The sequence below is a fragment of the Mycobacterium sp. IDUB_19 genome (genome assembly GCF_055419445.1).
In genome coordinates this window covers 180,061-201,789 of the sequence record NZ_JBVAXR010000007.1, presented here as the reverse complement: position 1 = coordinate 201,789, position 21,729 = coordinate 180,061, and the positions used below count along the sequence as shown (strand labels likewise).

20 protein-coding genes and 1 pseudogene are annotated in these 21,729 nt (G+C 67.1%); 9 read left to right on the top strand and 12 right to left on the bottom strand.

The window, feature by feature from the left end:
* Positions 1-1,008, bottom strand: a 1,008-nt coding sequence (locus ACZY0B_RS08970) for a putative alpha/beta hydrolase (RefSeq protein WP_463763728.1), incomplete at its 3' end; no start/stop codon positions are given.
* Positions 1,009-1,243: 235 nt separating this feature from the next.
* Positions 1,244-1,654, bottom strand: a complete 411-nt coding sequence (locus ACZY0B_RS08965) for a F420-dependent biliverdin reductase (RefSeq protein ID WP_463763727.1) — start codon at positions 1,652-1,654, stop codon at positions 1,244-1,246.
* 35 nt (positions 1,655-1,689) lie between these two features.
* Here ACZY0B_RS08965 and ACZY0B_RS08960 point away from each other — a divergent pair, with 35 nt between their 5' ends.
* The 4 genes from ACZY0B_RS08960 to ACZY0B_RS08945 are packed head-to-tail and all read left to right on the top strand — an operon-like array spanning position 1,690 to position 5,076.
* Positions 1,690-2,439, top strand: a complete 750-nt coding sequence (locus tag ACZY0B_RS08960; RefSeq protein WP_463763726.1) for an SDR family NAD(P)-dependent oxidoreductase — start codon at positions 1,690-1,692, stop codon at positions 2,437-2,439.
* A complete protein-coding gene (cbiE, locus tag ACZY0B_RS08955; protein ID WP_463763725.1) occupies positions 2,436-3,599 on the top strand; it encodes a precorrin-6y C5,15-methyltransferase (decarboxylating) subunit CbiE in 1,164 nt (387 codons plus the stop codon). The genes ACZY0B_RS08960 and cbiE overlap by 4 nt, the downstream gene beginning before the upstream one ends.
* Positions 3,596-4,351, top strand: coding sequence for a precorrin-4 C(11)-methyltransferase (gene cobM / locus ACZY0B_RS08950; protein ID WP_463763745.1), 756 nt, complete (start codon positions 3,596-3,598; stop codon positions 4,349-4,351). Before cbiE ends, cobM begins: the two co-directional genes overlap by 4 nt.
* Entirely contained in the window at positions 4,348-5,076 is a 729-nt protein-coding gene (locus ACZY0B_RS08945; RefSeq protein WP_463763744.1) for a cobalt-precorrin-6A reductase, read from the top strand. The genes cobM and ACZY0B_RS08945 overlap by 4 nt, the downstream gene beginning before the upstream one ends.
* Here the strand turns inward: ACZY0B_RS08945 and sigC are convergent.
* Entirely contained in the window at positions 5,073-5,627 is a 555-nt protein-coding gene (gene sigC / locus ACZY0B_RS08940) for an RNA polymerase sigma factor SigC (protein WP_463763743.1), read from the bottom strand. The two genes, ACZY0B_RS08945 and sigC, sit on opposite strands and share 4 nt — an antisense overlap.
* Before the next feature lie 141 nt (positions 5,628-5,768).
* Positions 5,769-6,437, bottom strand: a pseudogene (locus tag ACZY0B_RS08935) (DUF2275 domain-containing protein); the annotation flags it as partial.
* A 173-nt stretch (positions 6,438-6,610) separates the two neighbouring features.
* Between ACZY0B_RS08935 and ACZY0B_RS08930 the strand changes: the two are divergent.
* Entirely contained in the window at positions 6,611-8,182 is a 1,572-nt protein-coding gene (locus ACZY0B_RS08930; RefSeq protein WP_463763724.1) for a PPE domain-containing protein, read from the top strand.
* Between the two features lie 9 nt (positions 8,183-8,191).
* Here the strand turns inward: ACZY0B_RS08930 and ACZY0B_RS08925 are convergent, their stop codons facing one another.
* From ACZY0B_RS08925 to cobG, 3 genes are read right to left on the bottom strand one after another with little or no spacing between them, the layout of a single operon-like run.
* A complete protein-coding gene (locus ACZY0B_RS08925) occupies positions 8,192-9,679 on the bottom strand; it encodes a precorrin-2 C(20)-methyltransferase (protein ID WP_463763723.1) in 1,488 nt (495 codons plus the stop codon).
* On the bottom strand, positions 9,676-10,302 hold the full coding sequence (locus ACZY0B_RS08920) for a precorrin-8X methylmutase (RefSeq protein ID WP_463763722.1): 627 nt from the start codon (positions 10,300-10,302) through the stop codon (positions 9,676-9,678). The genes ACZY0B_RS08925 and ACZY0B_RS08920 overlap by 4 nt, the downstream gene beginning before the upstream one ends.
* Before the next feature lie 9 nt (positions 10,303-10,311).
* The gene (gene cobG, locus ACZY0B_RS08915; RefSeq protein ID WP_463763721.1) at positions 10,312-11,412 is read right to left on the bottom strand and encodes a precorrin-3B synthase; all 1,101 of its coding nucleotides are present in this window, start codon (positions 11,410-11,412) and stop codon (positions 10,312-10,314) included.
* Positions 11,413-11,597: 185 nt separating this feature from the next.
* On the opposite strand from cobG, the gene cobN reads away from it, so the two are divergent.
* Positions 11,598-15,173 (top strand): cobaltochelatase subunit CobN, encoded by a 3,576-nt coding sequence (gene cobN, locus ACZY0B_RS08910; protein ID WP_463763720.1) that lies wholly within the window; start codon positions 11,598-11,600, stop codon positions 15,171-15,173.
* A gap of 9 nt (positions 15,174-15,182) precedes the next feature.
* Here the strand turns inward: cobN and ACZY0B_RS08905 are convergent, their stop codons facing one another.
* Genes ACZY0B_RS08905 through ACZY0B_RS08890 form a run of 4 tightly spaced genes read right to left on the bottom strand, consistent with a single transcriptional unit; the run spans position 15,183 to position 19,012 of the window.
* Positions 15,183-15,986: an SDR family NAD(P)-dependent oxidoreductase gene (locus ACZY0B_RS08905; protein ID WP_463763719.1), complete on the bottom strand. Its 804-nt coding sequence runs from the start codon at positions 15,984-15,986 to the stop codon at positions 15,183-15,185.
* 14 nt (positions 15,987-16,000) lie between these two features.
* Complete coding sequence (locus ACZY0B_RS08900; RefSeq protein ID WP_463763718.1) at positions 16,001-16,651, bottom strand: TetR/AcrR family transcriptional regulator; 651 nt, start codon at positions 16,649-16,651, stop codon at positions 16,001-16,003.
* Between the two features lie 4 nt (positions 16,652-16,655).
* Positions 16,656-17,801: a sulfotransferase family protein gene (locus tag ACZY0B_RS08895; RefSeq protein ID WP_463763717.1), complete on the bottom strand. Its 1,146-nt coding sequence runs from the start codon at positions 17,799-17,801 to the stop codon at positions 16,656-16,658.
* Entirely contained in the window at positions 17,801-19,012 is a 1,212-nt protein-coding gene (locus ACZY0B_RS08890) for a DUF1214 domain-containing protein (RefSeq protein ID WP_463763742.1), read from the bottom strand. The genes ACZY0B_RS08895 and ACZY0B_RS08890 overlap by 1 nt, the downstream gene beginning before the upstream one ends.
* Positions 19,013-19,154: 142 nt before the next feature.
* Between ACZY0B_RS08890 and ACZY0B_RS08885 the strand changes: the two genes are divergently transcribed.
* Together ACZY0B_RS08885 and ACZY0B_RS08880 are read left to right on the top strand one after the other, a co-directional pair.
* Positions 19,155-19,541 (top strand): PPOX class F420-dependent oxidoreductase, encoded by a 387-nt coding sequence (locus ACZY0B_RS08885; RefSeq protein ID WP_463763716.1) that lies wholly within the window; start codon positions 19,155-19,157, stop codon positions 19,539-19,541.
* 7 nt (positions 19,542-19,548) lie between these two features.
* On the top strand, positions 19,549-20,409 hold the full coding sequence (locus ACZY0B_RS08880) for a type 1 glutamine amidotransferase domain-containing protein (RefSeq protein ID WP_463763715.1): 861 nt from the start codon (positions 19,549-19,551) through the stop codon (positions 20,407-20,409).
* Here ACZY0B_RS08880 and ACZY0B_RS08875 read toward each other — a convergent pair whose 3' ends face one another.
* On the bottom strand, positions 20,410-21,102 hold the full coding sequence (locus ACZY0B_RS08875; RefSeq protein ID WP_463763714.1) for a dienelactone hydrolase family protein: 693 nt from the start codon (positions 21,100-21,102) through the stop codon (positions 20,410-20,412).
* Positions 21,103-21,175: 73 nt separating this feature from the next.
* On the opposite strand from ACZY0B_RS08875, the gene ACZY0B_RS08870 reads away from it, so the two are divergent.
* Positions 21,176-21,709, top strand: a complete 534-nt coding sequence (locus ACZY0B_RS08870; protein ID WP_463763713.1) for an FxsA family protein — start codon at positions 21,176-21,178, stop codon at positions 21,707-21,709.
* The last annotated feature ends 20 nt before the right edge of the window (positions 21,710-21,729 follow it).

The window sequence follows — 21,729 nt, the reverse complement described above, 5'->3', positions numbered from 1 at the left end:
AATCTGGCCGGTCTTCTCGTCGACTGATGGGTTTTGGCGGGCAACGATGATGCCGTTCTCGTAGTCGACATAAATCGACACCCGCGAGTCCTCAGGACCGGCCGTGGGCGAGAAACCCCGGTTATCGCCGAGGTTGTCATGGATCGGCGGCCAATCAACCTGGGGGTCCCATACTGCGCGGCCTGGAATGAACATATTTGTTCGCACAACCCCTTGCCCTGGTACAGGTTTAATCCGTCCCACGACTATGTTGGGCGGCTGGCCACCGTTCTTGGGTTCGTAGCTATGCGGATCGAGCGCTGCAGCCGTTTCCCAATCAGCTGCGGAGCTTGGTGGTCGACCGAAAACCCTTGTGAAAGCATCGATTTGGTTCTGCCTTCGATTTGCTTGGGCTCCGCCGTCCGAACCGGATCCCGGCGCGTCTATCGCCTGAATAGCGGTTGCGTCGTAGCCTTCGGTGCGAAGTGTGTTCAGCGACCTCTGCAGGCAGTCAGAGTACTGACTACGTATTGACCGAAGTTGACCCAGAGCTGCCTCAGTGTCGGCGATTGCTTGATCTTCGAGGGCAGTGACGTAGTCGTTGTTTTCCCGCGCGAGGGCAACACCGGCCTGGCTATCTATGACTTCCAGTTGAGTCTCCAAATTCGAGATCAACACTGTGCCGCTTCGCTGCACTCCGGCCAGCGCGGCGGCGATGCGCTCCAACTCCACTCCGATTTTGGGCAACTGTAAGGACTGCGAGCCGAGCGATTTGGCCACGCGCTGCACTTCGGCGGAGTCGTTGATCGGGTTGTCGCCGTTGTCGCGATTCCACGACGCCTCAAAGCGACGACGGGCCTCATCGAATGCATCGCTGGACTCCGTCGTGCACCTGCCTGCAGCACGAAAAGCGTCTGCCAATTCGGAAATCTGCGCCGGGCGGCCGACTTGCAAGCTGTTGTTGATCGCCCAGGGGTTGCCGCCAGCCACGGCGATCAGATGCGGGACGCTTACGTAGGTGAGCTGCATCGTGATGCTCGCAGTTTCGCAGGATGGGCACCGCCGGTGTCAACGAACATCGCCACCCCATCCGCCGTTTGTTCCGCCCTACAAAGCGACATGCGAGCCCGTTCTGCTTCTGGCTGTCCCAAACCCCGCAAACCGTTGAGGATTTCATGCCGCGCTGATGGCGAGGCTAATCACGGTATTGGTAGCCGGTCAATTCACTGCCAGCAACGAGCGCCCCGGGCGGGCGGGTCGAAAGCTACTCGCCGCGGTCGAGCAGATCCGAGGACCCGAGCACACGCTCGATTTGAACTTCGATGACCACGCGTCGGGGGTTGGGCCGCGGGGTGCGGTAGCGCTGCGCATACCGCAGCTCCGCGTCGCGCACGGCATCGACGTCGTTGTTCACCTTGGAGCGGCCCTCAAGCGACAGCCAGCGCGCACCGTCGACCTGGCTGAGCACAGCCATCCCGGCCCGGTCGGCATTGACGGCCTTCTGCGAGCCCCCGGAGGTGATCACCCGCGCGATATGGGTCACCGGGTCGAAGGTGAAACCGACGGCCACGACATGCGGCGAGTTGTCCGCACGAAGGGTGGTCAGCATCGCCAAATGACGTTCGGACAGAAACGCCAAAGCGTCGTTGGTGAGCCGCGTCGTGGTGTTCGCCATCACCGCCCACGCTAGCGCAGGTAATAATCGCAGCCGTGGACGACACGGGCGCAGGTCCAGTTCTAATTCTCGGTGGCCGCAGCGAGATCGGCATTGAACTCGCGCGGCTGCTGGCGCCCGGGGCGACGGTGGTGCTGGCCGCGCGCAGGGCCGATCAGCTCGGCGAGCAGGTCGCCGCCGTAGAAGCGGCCGGCGCGACGGCGGTCTACACGAGGGAGTTCGACGCCGACGACCTGGCCTCGCACGGCGCGCTGGTCGCCTCGATCATCGCCGAGCACGGGCCCCTCGGCACCGCGGTGCTCGCCTTCGGGATCCTCGGGGACCAGGCCCGCGCCGAGGCCGACGCCGCCCACGCGGTGGCCGTCGTGCACACCGACTACGTCGCCCAGGTCAACATGCTCACCCACCTGGCCACCGCCATGCGCACGGCCGGCGGGGGATCGCTGGTGGTGTTCTCCTCGATTGCCGGCGTGCGCGTGCGTCGCGCCAACTACGTCTACGGTTCGGCGAAGGCCGGGCTGGACGGCTTCGCCAGCGGCCTGGCCGACGCGCTGCACGGCACCGGCGTGCGGTTACTCATTTCGCGTCCCGGATTCGTCATCGGGCGTATGACAGAGGGCATGACGCCGGCGCCGCTGTCCAGTACCCCGCAGCAGGTCGCCGCCGCGACCGCGCGTGCTTTGGCGAAGGGCCGACGCACGGTGTGGATCCCGTGGGCGTTGGGGCCCGCAGCATTCGTCATGCGGCTGCTTCCGCAGTTCGTCTGGCGCAGGATGCCGCGATGATCGTCGTGGTCGGTATCGGCGCCGACGGCATGGCCGGCCTGTCGACGGCATCGCGCAATGAATTGCAAATGGCCACAGTCATTTACGGCGCATCGCGACAACTTGGCTTGCTCGACGACACGGTGACCGCCCAGCGTAACGAGTGGCCGTCACCGATGATGCCGGCCGTCCAAGCACTGCCCGCCGACGCCCCCGACGACATCCACATCGTCGCCAGCGGCGACCCGCTCATGCACGGCATCGGCGGCACCCTGATCCGTCTCTACGGCGCGGACAAAGTCAAAGTGCTGCCCCATGTATCGGCGATAACGCTGGCGTGCGCCCGGATGGGCTGGAACGTGCACGACACCGAGGTGATCAGTCTGGTCACCGCACCGCCGAGCACCGCGGTGCGCCGCGGCGGCCAAGCGGTCGTGCTGTCGCAGAACCGGTCCACGCCGAACGCCTTGGCCGAGCTGCTCAGCGCGCACGGCCGGGGTGATTCCGAGTTCAGCGTGCTCGAACAACTCGGCGGCCCGGCCGAACGCCGCCGCGACGGCACCGCACGCCAGTGGGCCGACGACGACATCGACGACCTCAACGTGATCGCCGTTCGCTACCTGCCCGACGAGCGCGTCGCACCCTTGCCGGACGACGTTTTCGCCCACGACGGACAGATCACCAAGCACGGCATCCGGGCGGTGACTCTGGCGGCACTGGCGCCACGGCCCGGGGAGCGGTTGTGGGATGTCGGCGCGGGCTCGGGCAGCATCGCCGTGGAATGGTGCCGCAGTTGGCCCGGCTGCACCGCCGTGGCCTTCGAACAAGACGACCAGCGCCGCCGCAACGTCGAATTCAATGCCGCAGCCTTCGGTGTCAGCATCGACGTCCGTGGTGAAGCGCCCGACCAATTCGCCGGCGCCCCAACGCCTGACGCCATCTTCATCGGCGGCGGCCTGACCTGTCCCGGTCTGCTCAACGCTTGCCTCGACAACCTGCCCGCCGGAGGGCGCCTGGTCGCCAACGCCGTCACGGTCGAATCGGAAGCGCTTCTGATACAGGCATATTCGCGTCTCGGCGGAGAGCTGCGACGCTTTCAGCTCTACCAGGGCGCCCCGGTGGGTGCCTTCACCGGCTGGCGCCCGCAATACCCGATCACCCAGTGGGCGGTGACGACGTGACGGTGTACTTCATCGGCGCCGGCCCGGGCGCCGCCGACCTGATCACCGTCCGCGGCCAACGCCTGCTCGAACGATGCGAAACATGTCTCTACGCGGGTTCGATCATGCCCGACGACCTCCTGGCACTCTGCCCGCCCGGCGCGAAAATCGTTGACACCGGCCCGTTGACGCTCGAGCAGATCGTCGCCGAACTCGCCGACGCCGATGCCGCCGGCCATGACGTCGCCCGGCTGCACTCCGGTGACCCGTCTCTGTACAGCGCGCTGGCCGAGCAGTGTCGGCGACTCGAGGCGCTGGGGGTGGGCTACGAAATCGTGCCTGGTGTGCCGGCATTCGCCGCGGCCGCCGCCGCCCTGAACCGAGAGCTGACCGTCCCCGGGGTGGCGCAGACCGTGACGCTGACCCGGGTATCGACGCTCTCGACGCCCATGCCGCCCGGGGAAGACCTGCCAACCCTGGCACGATCCGGCGGCACCCTGGTGCTGTATCTGGCCGCCGCCCAGATAGACGCCATCGTCCCGCAGCTGCTGGACAACGGCTACCGGCCCGAAACGCCTTGCGCGGTGGTGGCTTTCGCGAGCTGGCCGCAGCAGACGGTGCTGCGCGGCACGCTGGCCGGCATCGCGGACCAGATGCACCAGGCGAATATCACCAAGACCGCGGTCATCGTCGTGGGTGACGTGCTGGCCGCCGAGGGTTTCACCGACAGCTACCTGTACTCGACCGGGCGGACCCGGGGGAGCCGACACTGATGCGGGTGCTGCTGCTCGGTGGCACCGCCGAGGGGCGGGCACTTGCGAAAGCTTTGCACCCCAACATCGACGTCATCAGCTCACTGGCCGGCCGGGTGCCGGACCCGGCGCTGCCAGTCGGCCCGGTGCGCATCGGTGGGTTCGGCGGCGTGGACGGGCTGCGGAGCTGGCTGCAAGAACAAAGCATCGACGCGGTCGTCGACGCGACTCATCCGTTCGCGGCAACCATGACCGCGCACGCCGCCCAGGTGTGCGACGAACTGCGCCTATCACACCTGGTGCTGGCCCGCCCGGCCTGGGACCCCGGTTCCGCAATAGTCGTTACATCCGACAAAGAGGCTGCGGAAGTCGTTGTTCAGCAATGCTATTCGCGGGTATTTCTCACCACCGGCCGTTCGGGAGTCAGCGCTTTCGCCAGCAGCGATGCGTGGTTCTTGATTCGCGCGGTCACCGACCCGGACGCCGCGTCGTTGCCGCGCCATCACCAGGTGCTGTTGTCCCGGGGTCCGTATCACTACGACGGCGAACTCACGCTGCTGCGCGAGCACCGGATCGACGCCTTGGTGACCAAGAACAGCGGCGGCGACATGACCCGGGCGAAGCTGGATGCCGCTGCGGCGCTGGGTATTCCGGTGGTGATGGTGGCCCGTCCGCGGCTGCCGGACGGGGTTAACGCGGTCGGCACCGTCGGTGAGGCCGCGGATTGGGTTGCCGGACTGGGCTAACCGGTCAGGTCGTCGCGTTCCGGATCGGCCAGCAGTGCATCCCGAGCCCGGGCGACGCGGGACCGGATGGTGCCCACCGGGCAGCCGCATACCAGAGCGGCGTCGGCATAGGGCAGCCCGAGCAGCTGGGTCAGCAACAAGGCTTCGCGTTGTTCGGGGATGAGGTTGGCGATCATCGTCGTCACCTCGACGAGGTCCTCGAATCCACGCGCGTGCCGGTCGCCGTTGCGCACCTGCTCGGGATCCGCGCCCGGGGCGGTGCGCGGCCGGGACTGGGCGTGGCGAATGTGATCGACGACGACGCGCCGCGCGATGGACAGCAGCCAGGTGCGGGCGCTGGAGCGTCCGGAGAACCGCTCGATTGCTCCGATTGCCCGCAGGAAGGTTTCCTGGGTCAGATCGTCAGCGCTGCCCGCGTCCGACAGGTAAGTGACGAACCGCCACACGTCTTGCTGAGTGGCCTTGATGAAAGCCTCGAGAGCTCGCTCATTCCCGCGTGCCGCTGCCAAGGCCAAATCGGTAACGGCCTGGTCGTCGCTTGACGCGGTCATGGCCAACCACCTTAGTTGCGCGGGCTCGACGAGTCTACGACCGGTCGTCGTAGAGTTTGCGACGGGGTCCGAGGACGACCGGTTGATCGGCCGCAGATGGCCGCGTCGACGAGCGCCGAAAGACCCCGAATGCCTGGCGGGTATCTCGGCATCGAACGCGTCGAAATCGGACTCCCGGCGCCCGCGTCCACCCGAGCGTTCGCGCGCGACCAACACCGAGAACACCAAGCCCAGCAGCACGGGCACGTGACTGGCGACGCGTGTCGCGGTCACCTGTCCGTCGAGCGCGTCGGCGGCGACATAACCCATCAGGCCAAGCGAATACGCACCGGCTATCGCGGCGACACCGGTCGCCATCACCGGCCAGATGCCGGCCGCGATCATGGCCGCTCCCAACGCGAGCGACCAGGCGGTGGACTCGTGCAGTAAGTGTTCGCCGGACATCGCCCCGTGCATGTGGTGCGACACCATACCGAAATTCACGCCGCCGATTTGGGCAGCCGCGATCGCCACCTGGAATGCACCCACGGCGATGAGTCCCCACCGCGCGTAGCGCGCCCGTACCGCGCGCATCCAACCCTGATGCGCTGTGGGGTCCTCGTCGATACTCGCCATGATTTGGGCGACCAGGTCCGGTGCATCGCCGGGCTCAATCGAGGAAAGCCGCCGAGTCTGCGCGGCCGCGCCGATCAGCCAGGTGCGGCAACCGCGGCACGTCTCCAGGTGGGCATCGACCTGCTGCGCGAGCACTTCTGGGCGCTCGCCATCCAATCTGGCGGAAAGTGCCTCACGCGCAACGTCACACCGCATCCCTGCATCGTTGCGCATGCGTGCGCGGCGTGCAAAGACCTGGGCAAGAAACCCGGTGGGAACTAAACCGCGCAGCGCAACGACCACTAGTGACAAGCATCGCCAGCCCACACCGTCACCAGGCCCACCGAAGAGGTATTCGTGTCGCCGTTCTTCCCGGAAGGCCCGCTTCAATGACCGCCCCGATCTGGCTCGCGTTTCCACCAGAGGTGCATTCGACTCTGCTGAGTAGCGGGCCTGGCCCCGGGCCGCTGATGGCGGCTGCGGGCGCGTGGTCGGCGTTGAGCACTGAATACGCCGACGCTGCAGATGAACTCACCGGGTTGCTGGGCGCGGTCCAGGCCGGCGATTGGCAGGGCCCCAGCGCAGAGCAGTACGTGGCAGCCCACGCCCCATATTTGAGCTGGCTGCTGGCCAGCTCCGCCGACAGCACGGCCGCGGCCGCACTGCACGAGACGGCCGCCGGCGCCTACACGGCCGCGCTGGCCGCGATGCCCGCGCTGGGCGAACTCGCGGCGAATCACGCGATTCATGGCGTCCTGGTCGGGACCAACTTCTTCGGTATCAACACCGTCCCGATCGCCGTCAACGAGGCCGACTACGCCCGCATGTGGGTGCAAGCCGCCACGACGATGAGCGCATATGAGGCTGTCAGTGAATCCGCGCTCGCCGCGGTTCCGCCGTCCACGCCTGCGCCGCAGATCATGATGGCGGCGGCGGATACGACGACCGCCCAGCAGCAAGCCACCACCACGGCGCAGCAGTATCCGTCCTGGATGGACCAGCTCGAGGCGTGGATCCGGCAGTACACGACCAGTTTTGCGTGGCCGGTGTCCAAGGATCTCAACCCCGGTGGCTGGCCCTTCCCGCCGGTGCCCTGGGTCAACAGCCTCGCTTCATTTTTCACGCAGCTGGGACTCTCGCCCACTCTCGCCAGCGCCATGGGCTGGGCCATCTTCCACACCCTGATGATCTTCTGGCCGTTCATCCAGGTCGCGATTCAGCTGGCCGTCGTCGCCATCCCGGCCATGATGGTCGTTGCCGCGGCAGGTGCCGCCGGGGCAGCAGCGGGCGCGGCGGCGATCGCCGTTGGCACCGCGGTTCCCCTGGCGATCCACCCGCCGTTGCCGGCAATGGCACCCGCGCCGATGCCCACCGCGCCCGCCCCAGCGGGATTCGGCAATGTGCCGACCTCCTCGAGTGCCAGCGCACCCGCGCCCGCCCCCACAACGGTGAGTGCCGCGCCCGCAAGCGGCGCCCCGCCGGTCGGTGGCGGCCCCGGGGTTGGCTTCGGCCCGACCAGTACGACCGGACTCGGCGCGGGTCTGTCCGATGCGCTCTACGCAGTCGGTCTGTCGGGACTGTCAGCGCGGGGCAGCGCGAGCAATCGCGCACGCCGCAAGTCCGAGGAGCCGGCGCCCGACGACGCTGACGCGCCGGCCGCCGTTGCGGCGGCATCAGCCAAGCAGCGATTGAAGGCTCGCCGGCGTCGCGGGGCAACCGTCAAGGACAAGGCCTACCGCTACGAATACATGGACCTCGAGGACCCGGTTCCCGGGCCCGCCGACGAGTCCATCAGTTCGGTCGGAGAATCACACGAGGCTGCGGGACCGTTCGGATTTGCCGGGGCCGCAGCGAAATCCGGTGTGGGTCACGCATCCGGTCTGGCGGCGCTGGCCGGTGACGGGTTGAGCGAAGGCCCGGCAGTGCCGATGCTGCCGAGCAGCTGGGGCCCCGACAAGTAAGGCCGTGGCTCAGGTCGGATAGTGCCGGGGAGTGAACACCCTGTCGCCGGAATCGTCTGAGTACCACTGGGTTTGAGACGACCCGATGATGAGCAGGCAGCGCATGTCGACGTCGGCGGGGTCCAGGTCGGCCAACCGCACCACGCGGACGTCCTCGTCGGGCCCGGACACGTTGCGGCCGATCACCACGGGTGTTCCGGGTTCGCGATGGGTGAGCAAGATGTCGCGCATGGCGCCGACCTGCCAGGTCCGCGTCTTGGATGCTGGGTTGTAGATGGCGAGCACCAAATCGGCGGCCGCCGCGGCGGCCAGGCGTGTCTCGATCACGTCCCACGGCTTGAGCCGGTCCGACAACGAAATCACCGCGTAGTCGTGGCCCAGCGGAGCGCCGACCCGGCTGGCGACGGCCTGCGCGGCGGTCATTGCCGGGATCACCCGGATCTGCACTCCCGGCCACTGTTTGGCCTCTTCGAGGACGGCGGTGGCCATCGCGAAGACTCCCGGATCGCCCGACGACACCACCGCCACGGCGCGGCCCTGCTCGGCCAGCGCGCAGGCCAGCTGCGCCCGTGCGGGTTCGTCGGTGTTGTCGCTGGGATGACGCTGCTGGCCGTCGCGAACCGGGACGCGATCCAGGTAGTTGCCGTAACCGATCAGGTCGGTCGCGACGGCCAGCTCGCGTCGGCTCTGCGGTGTCATCCAGTCGTTGCCGCCGGGGCCCAGACCCACTACGGCGACGGACCCGACAGGCGGGCGTTCGAACCGCCGTCCGCCCGGCAGCATGGCCAGTGAGAAGTACGGCACGCTGGCCTCGTCGACGTCCGCGGCCGGCGATATCCGTTGCGCCGCAGTGCTGGCCCGCTCCACGTAGAACGCTTCGTCGAGCCGCCCGGAAGCCGAAAGAGCTTCCCGCACAGCGTGATACGAACGGCCGAGTTTGAGTATCACGGCGGCGTCCGCGTCGGCCAGCCGACGAGCCAGCTCGGCGACGGGCAGGGTGCCCGGCAACACCGACAGCACTTCGTCGCCGGCCACCAGCGGCGTCGCGACTGCGGCCGAGGCCGCGCTCACCGACGTCACGCCCGGGACGATGACGGCGTCGAACCGCTCCGTCAGCCGGGTGTGCAGATGCATGTAGGAGCTGTAGAACAGCGGGTCGCCCTCGGCCAGCAGCGCCACATTGCGTCCCGCGTCCAGATGCGCGGCGATGCGCTGGGTGGCTTCGACATAGAAGTCCTCGATCGCACCGGCGTAGCCGCCGGGATGATCGGTCACCTCGGTGGTCACCGGGTACACGAGGTGCTCCTCGATCTGGCCGGGCCGCAGATACGGTTCGGCGATGCCCCGCGCGATACTGCGGCCGTGCCGGGCGCTGTGGTAGGCGACCACGTCAGCCTCGCCGATCACCCGGGCGGCCTTCACGGTGACCAACTCCGGATCGCCGGGCCCCAGGCCGACTCCCCACAGCGTGCCTCGCTGGTTTAGGGGGGCCGTCATTCGGCGCCGCTCGCGATCGCGTTGACGGCAGCGGCCGCCATCGCACTGCCGCCGCGGCGGCCCCGCACCACCAGATACGACATTCCGCGCGGGTTGTCGATCAGCTCCTGCTTGGACTGCGCCGAGCCGACGAATCCCACCGGTCCGCCCAGCACCGCCACCGGCGCCGCGGCACCCTCGTCGATCAGTTCGAGCAGCCGGAACAGGGCAGTGGGCGCATTGCCGATCGCCAGCACGGCGCCGTCGAGCCGGTCAGCCCACAGTTCCACGCCCGCCGCCGAGCGGGTGGTGTGCCGTCGCGCGGCCAGCTCGGGTGCGCGTGGGTCGGCCACCAACGACACGACCTCGTTGCCGGCGGGCAGCCGCGCCTGAGTGATCCCGGCGGCCACCATCGACGAATCGCACAGCACGGGAGCGCCATTTCGCAGCGCGGCGCGCGTCCGCGCCACCACGGACGCGGTGAAGGCGACGTGCTCGGCGACGTCAACCTGCCCGCAGGTGTGGATCAACCGGACCACGACCTGCGCTATGTCGGCGGGGAATCGTGCCAAGTCGGCTTCGGCGCGGATGGTCGCGAACGACTGGCGATAGATCTCCGCCGCATCGCGGATGTAGTCGAGCACGTGCTCACCCTACGGCCGGAGCAGCCGGTATCCGTCGCCGGTGGCGACCAGCACCTGACCCGTCGGCGGGCTGCCGCAGGCGCGTTCGCAGCCGACGAAGTGGCGATGCCCCGCGGACTCCGTCCCGACCGAGTCCGCCGCGTCCGCCCGCACGTCGGCGGCCGAGCGTGCGCAGCCTGGGCTTCCCGTGCATGCGCTGACGTCCAGCCAGGGGGAGTTCTCGTCGAACACCAAGCCCAACGGCGCCAGCACCCGCAGCGCGGCATCGGCGACACCCTCGTCGAGGTCGCACACCAGCACCGACCGCCACGGCGTGATCACCATCGGGGCCTCGATCACGGCGAGGTACTGCGCGACTTGCGCGGGCAGCACACCCAGCGGCACCGCGGCGCCCAACGCGACGCGCCCGTCGTCTTGCGTTATCCAACCCGCGGGCGTTTTGGTGACCGGCGCAAAGGGGGCGGCGGTCAAATCAGCGCCGGGCAACAGGCTGTCCAGGTCGTCTAATTCGCTGATACGCCAGGCCTTTTCGCGTATCTCGGTGAACCGGACGGCGACTCCGACCAGTGTCGTGACTACATCTTCGGCCGCCATCCGCAGACCGGTGTCTCGCCCCATCAGCAGCAGGGCGTAGCCGTCTTCGCAGGCGTGCACCCCGACGTCGGAGCCCAGTCCGGACACGTCGGCGCGCCCGTCATCGATGCTGAACCAGAACCGGCCGCCCAGTTTCGCCAGTTTGGGCTCGGCGCAGATCGCCGCGTCCAGTGCACCCACCCAGGCCCGCACGTCCGCGCGTCCGCCGAAGCGACCGGACAGCGGCGACGCCACAATGTTGCGCACACGTTCGTGTGTCGCGGACGGCAGCAGACCGGCATTGGCGATGCCTTGGGCGACCGCCGTCACGTCGGTGATCGCGCGCAGTTGCACATTGCCGCGGATGGTCAGCTCCAAGGTTCCCGAGCCGAAGTCGGTGGACATGGCGGCCAGCGCCGCCAGCTGTGCGGCGGTGATCATCCCGCCGGGCAGTCGCACGCGGACCAGCGCGCCGTCGGCGGCCTGATGCACCTGCAGCGCGCCAGGGCAAGCGTCGGTGTCGCGGGTTCGGGCCACGTGTCCACGGTAAGGCAGAACGCGTCGGCCAAAACCCGCCTGACCCTGCCCAGTCCGTCGAGTGGGCACTGTGGGCGGAATTTGGGGCCAATCGGCGCCCTGGACGCACGCTCGACGCCGGGATTACCCACTCGACACTCGGTGCCGAAGATAACTGCCCAGCGTGATTGCGGTACGAATGACGGGTGTCCGAGCCAACCATCGTGCTGCTGTCGACGTCCGATACCGACCTGATCAGCGCCCGTTCCAGCGGGAAAAACTACCGATGGGCCAACCCCGCGCGGCTGAGCGACGAGGGATTGCCGGACCTGTTGGCCGACGCGGCGATCGTGGTGGTGCGGATCCTCGGCGGTTACCGCGCCTGGCAAAGCGGCATCGACACCGTCATCGCCAGCGGTATTCCGACGGTGCTGGTCAGCGGCGAGCAGGCCGCCGACGCGGAGTTGACCGGCCTGTCCACCCTCGCGGCCGGCATCGCGGTGCAGGCGCACATCTACCTGGCGCACGGCGGCGTGGAGAACCTGCGCCAGCTGCACGCCTTCCTGTCCGACACCGTGCTGATGACCGGCGTCGGTTTCACCGAGCCGGTGGTGACTCCGACCTGGGGCGAACTGGAGCGGCCGCAATCGCAGAACACCGACTGCCCGACGATCGCGGTGCTGTACTACCGCGCGCAGCATCTGGCCGGCAACACCGGGTACATCGAATCGCTCTGCGCGGCTATCGAAGACGCCGGCGGACGGCCGCTGCCCGTCTATTGCGCATCGCTGCGCACCGCGGCACCCGAACTGCTGCAACGGCTAGGCGATGCCGACGCCATGGTGGTCACGGTGCTGGCCGCCGGGGGACTGAAGCCCGCGACCGTGTCCGCCGGCGGGGACGACGACAGCTGGAACGTCGAACATCTTGCGGCCCTGGATATTCCGATCCTGCAGGGTTTGTGCTTGACCAGTCCGCGCAGTCAGTGGTCTGACAACGATGACGGCCTGTCCCCGCTGGATGTGGCCACGCAAGTGGCGGTGCCCGAGTTCGACGGACGCATCATTACGGTCCCCTTCTCGTTCAAGGAGATCGATGACGACGGACTGATCTCCTATGTTGCCGACCCGGAACGCTGCGCGCGGGTTGCGGGCCTGGCCGTTCGCCATGCCCGGCTGCGGTATGTCAGCCCGGCCGACAAACGGGTGGCGCTGGTTTTCTCGGCGTATCCCACCAAGCACGCCCGCATCGGCAACGCCGTCGGCTTGGACACCCCGGCCAGCGCGGTGGCGTTGCTGCGGGCGATGCGCGACCGCGGTTATCAGGTAGGCGATCTGCCCGGGGTCGAGGCCAACGACGGTGACGCCCTGATCCACGCGCTGATCGAACGCGGAGGGCAGGACCCGGACTGGCTGACCGAAGCGCAACTGGCCGGCAACCCGATCAGGGTGTCTGCCCGGGATTATCGCGACTGGTTCGCCACCCTGCCCGAGGAATTGCGCGAGGCCGTCGAAACGCATTGGGGCCCGGCGCCCGGAGAACTCTTCGTCGACCGTACCCATGACCCCGATGGCGAGATCGTCGTCGCCGCGATGCAATCCGAGAACCTGGTGCTGTTGGTGCAGCCGCCCCGTGGGTTCGGCGAGAATCCCGTTGCCATCTACCATGATCCGGACCTGCCGCCGAGCCACCACTACCTGGCCGCCTACCACTGGCTGGACACCGGATTCGGATCCCACGCCGTCGTGCATCTGGGCAAGCACGGAAATCTGGAGTGGCTGCCGGGAAAGACACTGGGCATGTCGGCGGCCTGTGGATCCGATGCCGCGCTGGGCAACCTGCCGTTGATTTACCCGTTTCTGGTCAACGATCCCGGCGAGGGCACCCAGGCCAAGAGGCGGGCGCACGCGGTGCTCGTCGACCACCTCATCCCGCCGATGGCACGCGCCGAAAGCTATGGCGACATCGCGCGTTTGGAGCAGCTGCTCGACGAGCACGCCAACGTGGCCGCCCTGGATCCCGGCAAGCTGCCCGCGATCCGCCAGCAGATCTGGACGCTGATCCGGGCCGCCAAGATGGACCACGACCTGGGCTTGACCGAGCAGCCGGAAGAAGACACCTTCGACGACATGATCCTGCACGTCGACGGTTGGCTGTGCGAGATCAAGGATGTCCAGATCCGTGACGGCCTACACATTCTCGGGCAAAAGCCCACGGGGGAAGCAGAACTCAACCTGGTGCTGGCCATCCTGCGGGCCCGTCAGCTGTTCGCCGGCGAGCATGCACTGCCGGGCCTGCGACAAGCACTCGGCCTGGCCGAAGACGGCACCGATGACCGGACCACTGTCGATCAAACCGAGGCCGTGGCGCGTGGTTTGGTGGCGTCGTTGCAAGCCGGTGGCTGGGATCCGGATTCCGTGGACAGGATCACCGACAGTGCCGACGTCGCCGCGGTGTTGCGGTTCGCGGCCACCGAGGTGGTGCCTCGACTCGCCGGCACCGCGGCCGAGATCGACCAGGTGCTGCGGGCGCTGGACGGCCGATTCATTCCGTCCGGCCCGTCGGGGTCGCCGCTGCGCGGCCTGGTCAACGTGCTGCCCACCGGCCGCAACTTCTACTCCGTCGACCCCAAGGCGGTACCGTCCCGGCTTGCCTGGGAAGCCGGTGTCGCGCTTGCCGATTCACTGCTGGACCGTTACCGCAACGACCACGGGGAATGGCCGCAATCGGTGGGGCTGTCGGTGTGGGGCACCTCGGCGATGCGTACCGCGGGCGACGACATCGCCGAAGTTCTTGCGCTGCTGGGCGTTCGGCCGGTGTGGGATGACGCCTCACGCCGGGTCGTCGGCCTGACGCCGATTACGCTGGCCGAACTGGGACGCCCGCGGATCGACGTGACCGTTCGGATCTCCGGATTCTTCCGCGACGCGTTCCCGCACGTCGTAACGATGCTCGACGACGCGGTGCGATTGGTCGCCGAACTCGACGAGCCCGCCGACGCCAACTTCGTCCGTGCCCACGCGCAGACTGACCTGGCCCAGCATGGCGACGAACGCCGTTCCACCACACGGATTTTCGGATCAAAGCCTGGCACTTATGGCGCCGGGCTGCTGCAGCTGATCGACAGCCGGAACTGGCGCGACGACGCCGACCTCGCGCAGGTGTACACCGCCTGGGGCGGATTCGCCTACGGGCGCGACCTGGACGGCCGCGAGGCGGTCGAGGACATGAGTCGGCAGTACCGGCGAATTGCCGTGGCAGCCAAGAACACCGACACCCGTGAGCACGACATCGCCGACTCCGACGACTACTTCCAGTACCACGGCGGCATGGTGGCCACGGTGCGAGCGCTGACCGGCAAGGCGCCGGCAGCCTATATCGGCGACAACACCCGACCCGACGCGATCCGCACCCGGACGCTGTCCGAGGAGACCACGCGGGTGTTCCGTGCCCGGGTGGTCAATCCGCGCTGGATGGCCGCGATGCGCCGGCACGGCTACAAGGGCGCATTCGAAATGGCCGCCACCGTCGACTACCTATTCGGCTACGACGCCACCGCGGGAGTGATGGCCGACTGGATGTACGAGCAACTCACCGACCGCTACGTGCTGGATCCGGAGAACCGGAAATTCATGACGGCATCCAACCCGTGGGCGCTGCACGGCATGGCCGAACGGCTGTTGGAGGCGGCGGGGCGGGGCATGTGGGCCGAACCGCAACCGGAAACCCTCGACGGACTGCGCCAGGCGCTGCTGGAATCCGAGGGTGACCTGGAGGGCTGACGCAGCCCCCTAGATGAAGTCGGACCCGCCGTCCACGTTCACGGTGGCACCGGTGACGTAGCCGTTTCGCCGGGAAGCCAAGTAAGCGGTGATCGACGCGATCTCTTCGGGGAGCCCGGCACGACCGAGGTCGCAGGGCTGATGAAAGTTGTTGTCGATCCAGGTCATGACATCGTGCGGGTCGGTGGCGTCGAGGCCGTCGGCGGCCAGGATGTCTTTGAGGTTCTCGGTGAAGCTGGCGGTCACAATCGTTCCCGGGCACACGCAATTCGCGAGAATGCCTTCCTTGGCGAGGCTTTTCGAGAGGTTCTTGGTGATGCTGGCCAATGCCGCCTTCGACGCCGTGTAGGCGACGATGCGCGGGTTCTGGCGTTGAATGGAGTGCGCGGACAGCGTCACAATGCGGGCCCACTCCGCCGCCCGCAACAGCGGCAACGAGGCGCGGATCGACCGGACGGCCGACATGGTGCCCAGCGCGAACGCCTCATCCCACTGCGTGTCGTCCATCTGCTCGAAGTAGCCGTCACCCGGGCCAATCGTATGGACCAGGCTATTGAGTCGGCCCCAGCGCTCGGAGACTGCCGCGAAGCCGTTGGCGATGGACTCCGCGTCGCTCATGTCCACGCTGATCCCCACGGCGTCGGGAGCGCCGGCTTCCAGCAGCGATCCCACCGCGGCATCGAGCGCTCCTTGGCTCCGAGCCATCACCGCCACGCTGGCCCCTTCGGCCGCAAGGGTTTCGGCGATGGCCAGTCCCATCCCTTTGCTCCCACCGGTGACCACCGCTGTCGATCCCGCGAAACCCAGGTCCATGGATACTCCCTTGGTCAGTCGTTTGAGCAGATCTGATTGATCGCTTCGGGTGCCACGCCCAGCGCGCGTAGGCAGAAACGGACCGCATCTTCGCGGACTTCGGCCCGTTCGCAATCGCCGGTCCGCCACTGCCGGTTGGTGCTTGCCCACACCACACCCTGGATGAACTCCGCGTCGGTCACCGGATCGATGTGGTGGAACACTCCACCCTTCAAGCCGCGCTGCAGCGCCTCGCTGAGTGGCTTGAGCATTTCGGCATACGCGGGCTGAACCAGACCGGGGGAGGCAAACGTCTGCGATTGAGCTTCCAGCGACAGCCGCCGCAAATCGGACTTGACGTTGTCGTCGAACGCCAAGTCGAGCCGCCCGTCGATCCACGCCGCAACGGCCGCGATCTCCGTGGCAGCAGCAGCCATTCGGCGTTGCAGCCGGCGTCTTTCCGTGCGCGCGGCCTCCAGGAAGACCGCGGCGACCAGTTCATCCTTGGAGTCGAAATGCCGATAGAAGGCGCGGGTGCTCAACTTAGCGCGGTCGAGCACCGCGGCAATGCTCAGTCCGCGAACTCCCTGCTCGCGCAGGGCTGTTGACGCGGCCGCCAGGATCTCGCGGCGCACCATCGGGTCTGGCTCGAGCTTGTCGCGCCGCCGCGTCCGAGGAGCAGTCATGGCCTCAGGCGGTTGCTTCGTAGGCGGCCAGGTAGTCCGCGAACCTGTCCCGGACCCCCTCCGACGTCAGGCCGTACTCGGCCAGGTCGTAGTCGTGCGCACCACGTGCGCCGGGTTTGTGTCCTTCGGCCCACTGCTTTACCGAGTCGGACGTAGCCTCGGTAAAGCTCAGGCCCAGACGCTCGTAACCGGCTTGTACGGTCCGCACTGGATCGCTTTGCAAATCAGCGAAGGAGACGTCGGCGAAACGGTCGTCGCCCATCCGGGCACGGAAATCCATTGCCCGCCGGACGGCTTCGACCCAACTGTCGACCTGCTCGGCGCCCAGCTCCTTGGGATCGTTACGGTCGCTGCTCCAGCTGCGGACATACTGGATCAGGCTGCATACCGAGCCCATCACTTTGGCCGGATCACGATGACTCCACAGGAATTTGGCGTTCGGGTAGGCCTCGACGAGTGCATCGAGGGCGAACATGTGCACCGGGGTCTTCAGGTGCCACAGTGTCGGCGGGCAGTGCCATTGCAACAGCCGCAGGACCCGTCGGTGGAAGGTGTACGTTTCGCGCATGTCGCAGTCCATCAACCACGCCAGGTATCCGGGGGCGCGCACCGCGCCGTCAAAGTGAAAGGTACGGAAGCTCATTCCCATCAGGTCCTGGCATTCGGTCGCGGCCTTCGCTTCGGAGTTGTGCATTGTTTTCATCAGCGGGAACATGTCGTCGAGCATCTTCAGGCCCGCCTCGGCCTGCGCAATCCGTGGGTCGGTGTCTTGGGTGGCGGCCTCCGGCGGCGGTGTGGGGGCTTGGGATTCCCACATCCGCAGCGATCGGAATTGCGGATCGGCGGCCACGAGTTGGCTCAACGCCGTGGTGCCCGTGCGGGGTAGCCCGATCACGAAAACGGGGCCGCCGACCTCCTCGTCGTCGATCTCGGGATGCTGTCGGTAGGTGTCCTCGATCTTGAGGCGTTGAATCAAGGCATTGCTGATGGTCGCATGCTGGATGACCTGGCCGATCTCGTTGAGATCCGCCTCGGTGTTCAGCGCTTCGACGATGCGATCGAGTCCCTCGCGGTAGTACGAGGACCCGAAATCGTCGAGACCGGTTGCGGCGCGGGCGCCGTTCTCCAACTCGTCGGCATCAAAGGGCATTATGCGAACCTTTCTCGTACCGCGTTGCGGCGTGCCGCGATGGCGGACGCCCGCTGCTCGGCGGTGACAGTCGCGGTGTCCGAGGGCAACTCGGCACGAATGTCGTCGAACGGCACAACACGTGTCGACGGAGTCGGCGCTGTCTTCGTTCGCACACAACGCAGGATGATGGGCCCATTGCTATAGCCCGCGGTATCAAGCCAATTCGCGACGCCTGGGTCCTCTGAGCACAGCACCACTCGCACCAGCCCATCGGAATCCACCACCGCCTGATGAGCATTCAGGCTGGACTGATGGCGCCCGTAATGAATCGTCTCCCACCACGGATTGCCGATGGAAAAGCTCCAGTAAATCCCTTCGGGCGGTTCTACTTCCACAATCAGCGCCTCGCCCGCGCTCAGCTCCCACCGACCGATCACCGGCCGGTTCTCCGCGGCCGCACCTATATCGGTGCGGTCGATCGGCGGCAGGAATCCGTTCGTCGGCGCCGCGGCACCGAATTGCAGAAAGAACGCCAGGTTGTCCTGGACAAAGTCGCCGAGGGCGACCAACTGCCGCGACATCGCCACTGCCGGATCGACCGAACCGCCCTCGGCGCCAACCGCGTCGCCGATCCGCTCAATGCGCAACGACGACGCCACTTCGATATCCCAGTCGTAGAAGAAGTGCCGCACCGTCAACGTTGGGTGATCGCCGTCGAGCCGCATCCAATTGCCCGCCCGCCCCGTCTGCTCGTCAGCCGACAGCACCACTTCGAAATTCCCGTTGGCATCCATCTCGAGCTCGTCGACCAGTTCGTTCGCCGTGGCGGCGATGCCGTTCATCGTCTGCAGCCCGACGTAGCGTGCGGTGCCTCGATTGCCGAACAGCCGGTAACTTTCCCCGCCGCGCAGCACGGCACGGGTGTAAATGCAGTCTGGGCACTCCATTCCCCACGTCACGAGGTCGTCGGTGCTGGTGGCTTGGACGCACAGGATCGGATCGGTGTCGAAACGCAGCACCTCATCGATCCCCGCGGTCAGCAGCACCAGCAGATGCCGAATTCCCGCGGCGAGGTCGACGCGATTGCGGTTCGCCGGGTCCGATTGCACGATCTGCGCTGCGTCCCGCAGCCGTTCCTGCAAGTACGACCATGCCTGGGAAAGGTCCACGCTGTCGTCATCCGAGCCCGCCAGCGCCGCCTCGGCGATCGAGAACGGTAGCCACGCCATCGGGTTCTTCGAGTCGCTCACGCGTTTCCCCGCTCCGGTCGCAGCTACAGGTGCTTAAACGAAAACAAGATTTTCACTTAACGCAACCTGACTATTGCAGCCGACCGCTGAGAATGTCAACGTTCCCGAGTAGGTTGAGACCGTGACGCCCACCTTCGCCGACCTCACCAAGGCGCAATACATCCTGCTGACCACCTTCACCAAGGATGGCCGACCCAAGCCGACACCGATCTGGACCGCCCCGGACGGCGACCGGCTGCTGGTGATCACGCAGGGAACTTCCTGGAAGGTCAAGCGGATTCGCAACACGCCCCGCGTGACGATGGCCACCTGCACCATGCGCGGTCGCCCGACGAGTGAAGCCGTTGAGGGCACCGCGGCCCTGCTCGACAAGTCGGAAACGGGCACCGTCTACGACGCGATCGGCAAGCGCTACGGCATCGTGGGCACGGTCTTCAACTTCTTCAGCAAGCGGCGCGGCGGTATGGAGAACAACATCGGCCTCGAACTCCGAGTGGCCCAAGGCTAGAGCGCCGATGGGCACGGTGCTGATTCCGATCCCGGACGTCGACTTCGACCCGACCGAGGTCGCGGTCAGCTGGCGGGTCTTGACCGACGACGGTCACCGCGTGATCTTTGCGACCGAAAGCGGCAACCCCGGCGTGGCCGACGACATCATGGTGACCGGTCGGGGCCTGGACATCTGGTCGGCGCTACCGGTATTGGGCTCCCTCTCGCTCGTCGGAATGGCGCTGCGCGCCAACAAGAACGGCCGCGACGCCTACGCCGCGATGGTGGGTTCGCAGGAGTATCAGCATCCCGTCAGCTGGAGTCGAGCCACCCTGGACGGCGCCGACGCGTTGCTGCTGCCCGGCGGTCATCGTGCCCGCGGAATGCGCAGCTACATCGACAGCGAGATCCTGCAGCGCCTGGTGGTTGAAGCGTTTGCCCGCGAAATGATCGTCGGCGCGATTTGTCACGGTGTACTGCTGGCCGCGCGCAGCGTCGACCCCGGCACCGGACACTCGGTGCTGTACGGGCGCAAGACCACGTCGCTCACCTGGGCCATGGAGCGTCTGGCCTGGCGGCTCACCCGGATCACCCGATTCTGGGATCGCGATTACTACCGGACCTATACCGAGCAGCCCGGCCAGCCCGGCGGCTATATGTCCGTGCAGTCGGAAGTGACTCGGGCGCTTGAACAGCCGACGGATTTTTGCGACGTCGCGCGCGGAACGCCGCACTGGCGGCTCAAGTCCTCCGGGATGGCGCGGGACACGGCGACCGACTCGCGGCCCGCATTCGTCGTCGACGACGGCAACTACGTCTCGGCGCGCTGGCCCGGCGACACGCACACCTTCGCCGGTGTCGTGTCGAACAAACTGCGCCCGCAGTAGCTACCGCAGGTGCTCACCGAAGAACGCAAAGACCCGGCTCCAGGCGTCCTCGGTCGCGGCGTCGTCGTAACCGAAACCCGCGATGCGAAGCAGTGGTTGGGCGGGAAGGGTGTTCGCGAAGCTGTGCCCGACGCCCGGGTAGACCTTGACGTCATTGGTGATCTGCTTGGCCGCAATCACTTCGCGCAACTTCTCGGGTGCGCCCTTGCCCAGCGGGTCGCGCGCGCCGAAGCTCGCCACAATCGGGCACGCCCCCTCCAGCGTCTCGTTCAGGTGGCGCGGCAGCGGAGCGCCGTAGAACGGGGCAGAGGCGCTAAACCCTTTGGGCGACATGACAAGTGCGAACTGTCCGCCCATGCAGAAGCCGGCGATTCCCACCTGCCCGGAACAGTCCGGCCTGCCGAGCAAGTGATCGCGGGCAGCAAGAATGTCGTCAAGAGCGCGGCCACGCTGTGTCATCAGCTCACGCATGACCCGGGTTATGCAGCGGATGCGGCCACCCCGCGCATACATGTTCGGAGTCAGCGCCACATAGCCTGCCTGCGCTATGCGGTCGTTGGTCGACTGCTTGTCCCGGCCGTAACCGAAGGCGTCATGGATCACCACCACACCCGGCCAGGGGCCATTCCCGGGTGGAATGCTCAGCAGCGCATCGATCGGTCCGTCAGGGGTATCGATCTCAATCGTGGTCATACCGTCATCTAACTGCAGCCGCGATACCGATCACCAGGGGAACTCGGGCGCAACCCGCAGACGTTGCCATCACATGGTGAGCCGGTTGTTACTCGTGTATGCCGTCGTCGAACTGGCGGCGATCTTCGCGCTGGTATGGGCGGTCGGGTGGGGCTGGACCCTGCTGAGTCTGCTGGTCACGTTCGTCCTCGGGTGGGGCCTGCTGGCCCCGATGGCCGGGTCGCAGCTGATTCGCGACATCGGGCAGATGCGCTCCGGTCTCAAAGAACCGCGCACCACCCTGGGCGACGGCGCGTTGGTGACCGCGGCGACGGGGCTGGTCCTCATTCCCGGATTGGTCACCACGGTGTTGGGTGGATTGCTGCTGCTTCGGCCGGTGCGTGCCGCCGCCGGGCCGGGACTGACCGGGATCGCGCTGCGGAGTTTGCGGCGCAGCGCCCCGCTGGTCAGCTACACGGCGACGTTCACCGACTTCCGTTCCGACTCCCCGGGCGATGGCCGTGACTACATCGACGGCGAGGTCATCGACGTCCACGATGTCGAGCCACCCGCGCTGCCGAACGACGACCACTGGGGCGGCCCCCGGTACGCTTCCGGCCCGAACTGATCGCCTTCGGTGCTGCTCCA

Bases quoted from the DNA above. Each gene is read 5' to 3' on its own strand.
- ACZY0B_RS08965 (WP_463763727.1), bottom strand. From the start codon at position 1,654: ATGGCGAACACCACGACGCGGCTCACCAACGACGCTTTGGCGTTTCTG.
- cbiE (WP_463763725.1), top strand. From the start codon at position 2,436: ATGATCGTCGTGGTCGGTATCGGCGCCGACGGCATGGCCGGCCTGTCG.
- sigC (WP_463763743.1), bottom strand. From the start codon at position 5,627: ATGACCGCGTCAAGCGACGACCAGGCCGTTACCGATTTGGCCTTGGCA.
- ACZY0B_RS08930 (WP_463763724.1), top strand. From the start codon at position 6,611: ATGACCGCCCCGATCTGGCTCGCGTTTCCACCAGAGGTGCATTCGACT.
- ACZY0B_RS08925 (WP_463763723.1), bottom strand. From the start codon at position 9,679: ATGACGGCCCCCCTAAACCAGCGAGGCACGCTGTGGGGAGTCGGCCTG.
- ACZY0B_RS08905 (WP_463763719.1), bottom strand. From the start codon at position 15,986: ATGGACCTGGGTTTCGCGGGATCGACAGCGGTGGTCACCGGTGGGAGC.
- ACZY0B_RS08900 (WP_463763718.1), bottom strand. From the start codon at position 16,651: ATGACTGCTCCTCGGACGCGGCGGCGCGACAAGCTCGAGCCAGACCCG.
- ACZY0B_RS08895 (WP_463763717.1), bottom strand. From the start codon at position 17,801: ATGCCCTTTGATGCCGACGAGTTGGAGAACGGCGCCCGCGCCGCAACC.
- ACZY0B_RS08890 (WP_463763742.1), bottom strand. From the start codon at position 19,012: ATGGCGTGGCTACCGTTCTCGATCGCCGAGGCGGCGCTGGCGGGCTCG.
- ACZY0B_RS08880 (WP_463763715.1), top strand. From the start codon at position 19,549: ATGGGCACGGTGCTGATTCCGATCCCGGACGTCGACTTCGACCCGACC.
- ACZY0B_RS08875 (WP_463763714.1), bottom strand. From the start codon at position 21,102: ATGACCACGATTGAGATCGATACCCCTGACGGACCGATCGATGCGCTG.
- ACZY0B_RS08870 (WP_463763713.1), top strand. From the start codon at position 21,176: ATGGTGAGCCGGTTGTTACTCGTGTATGCCGTCGTCGAACTGGCGGCG.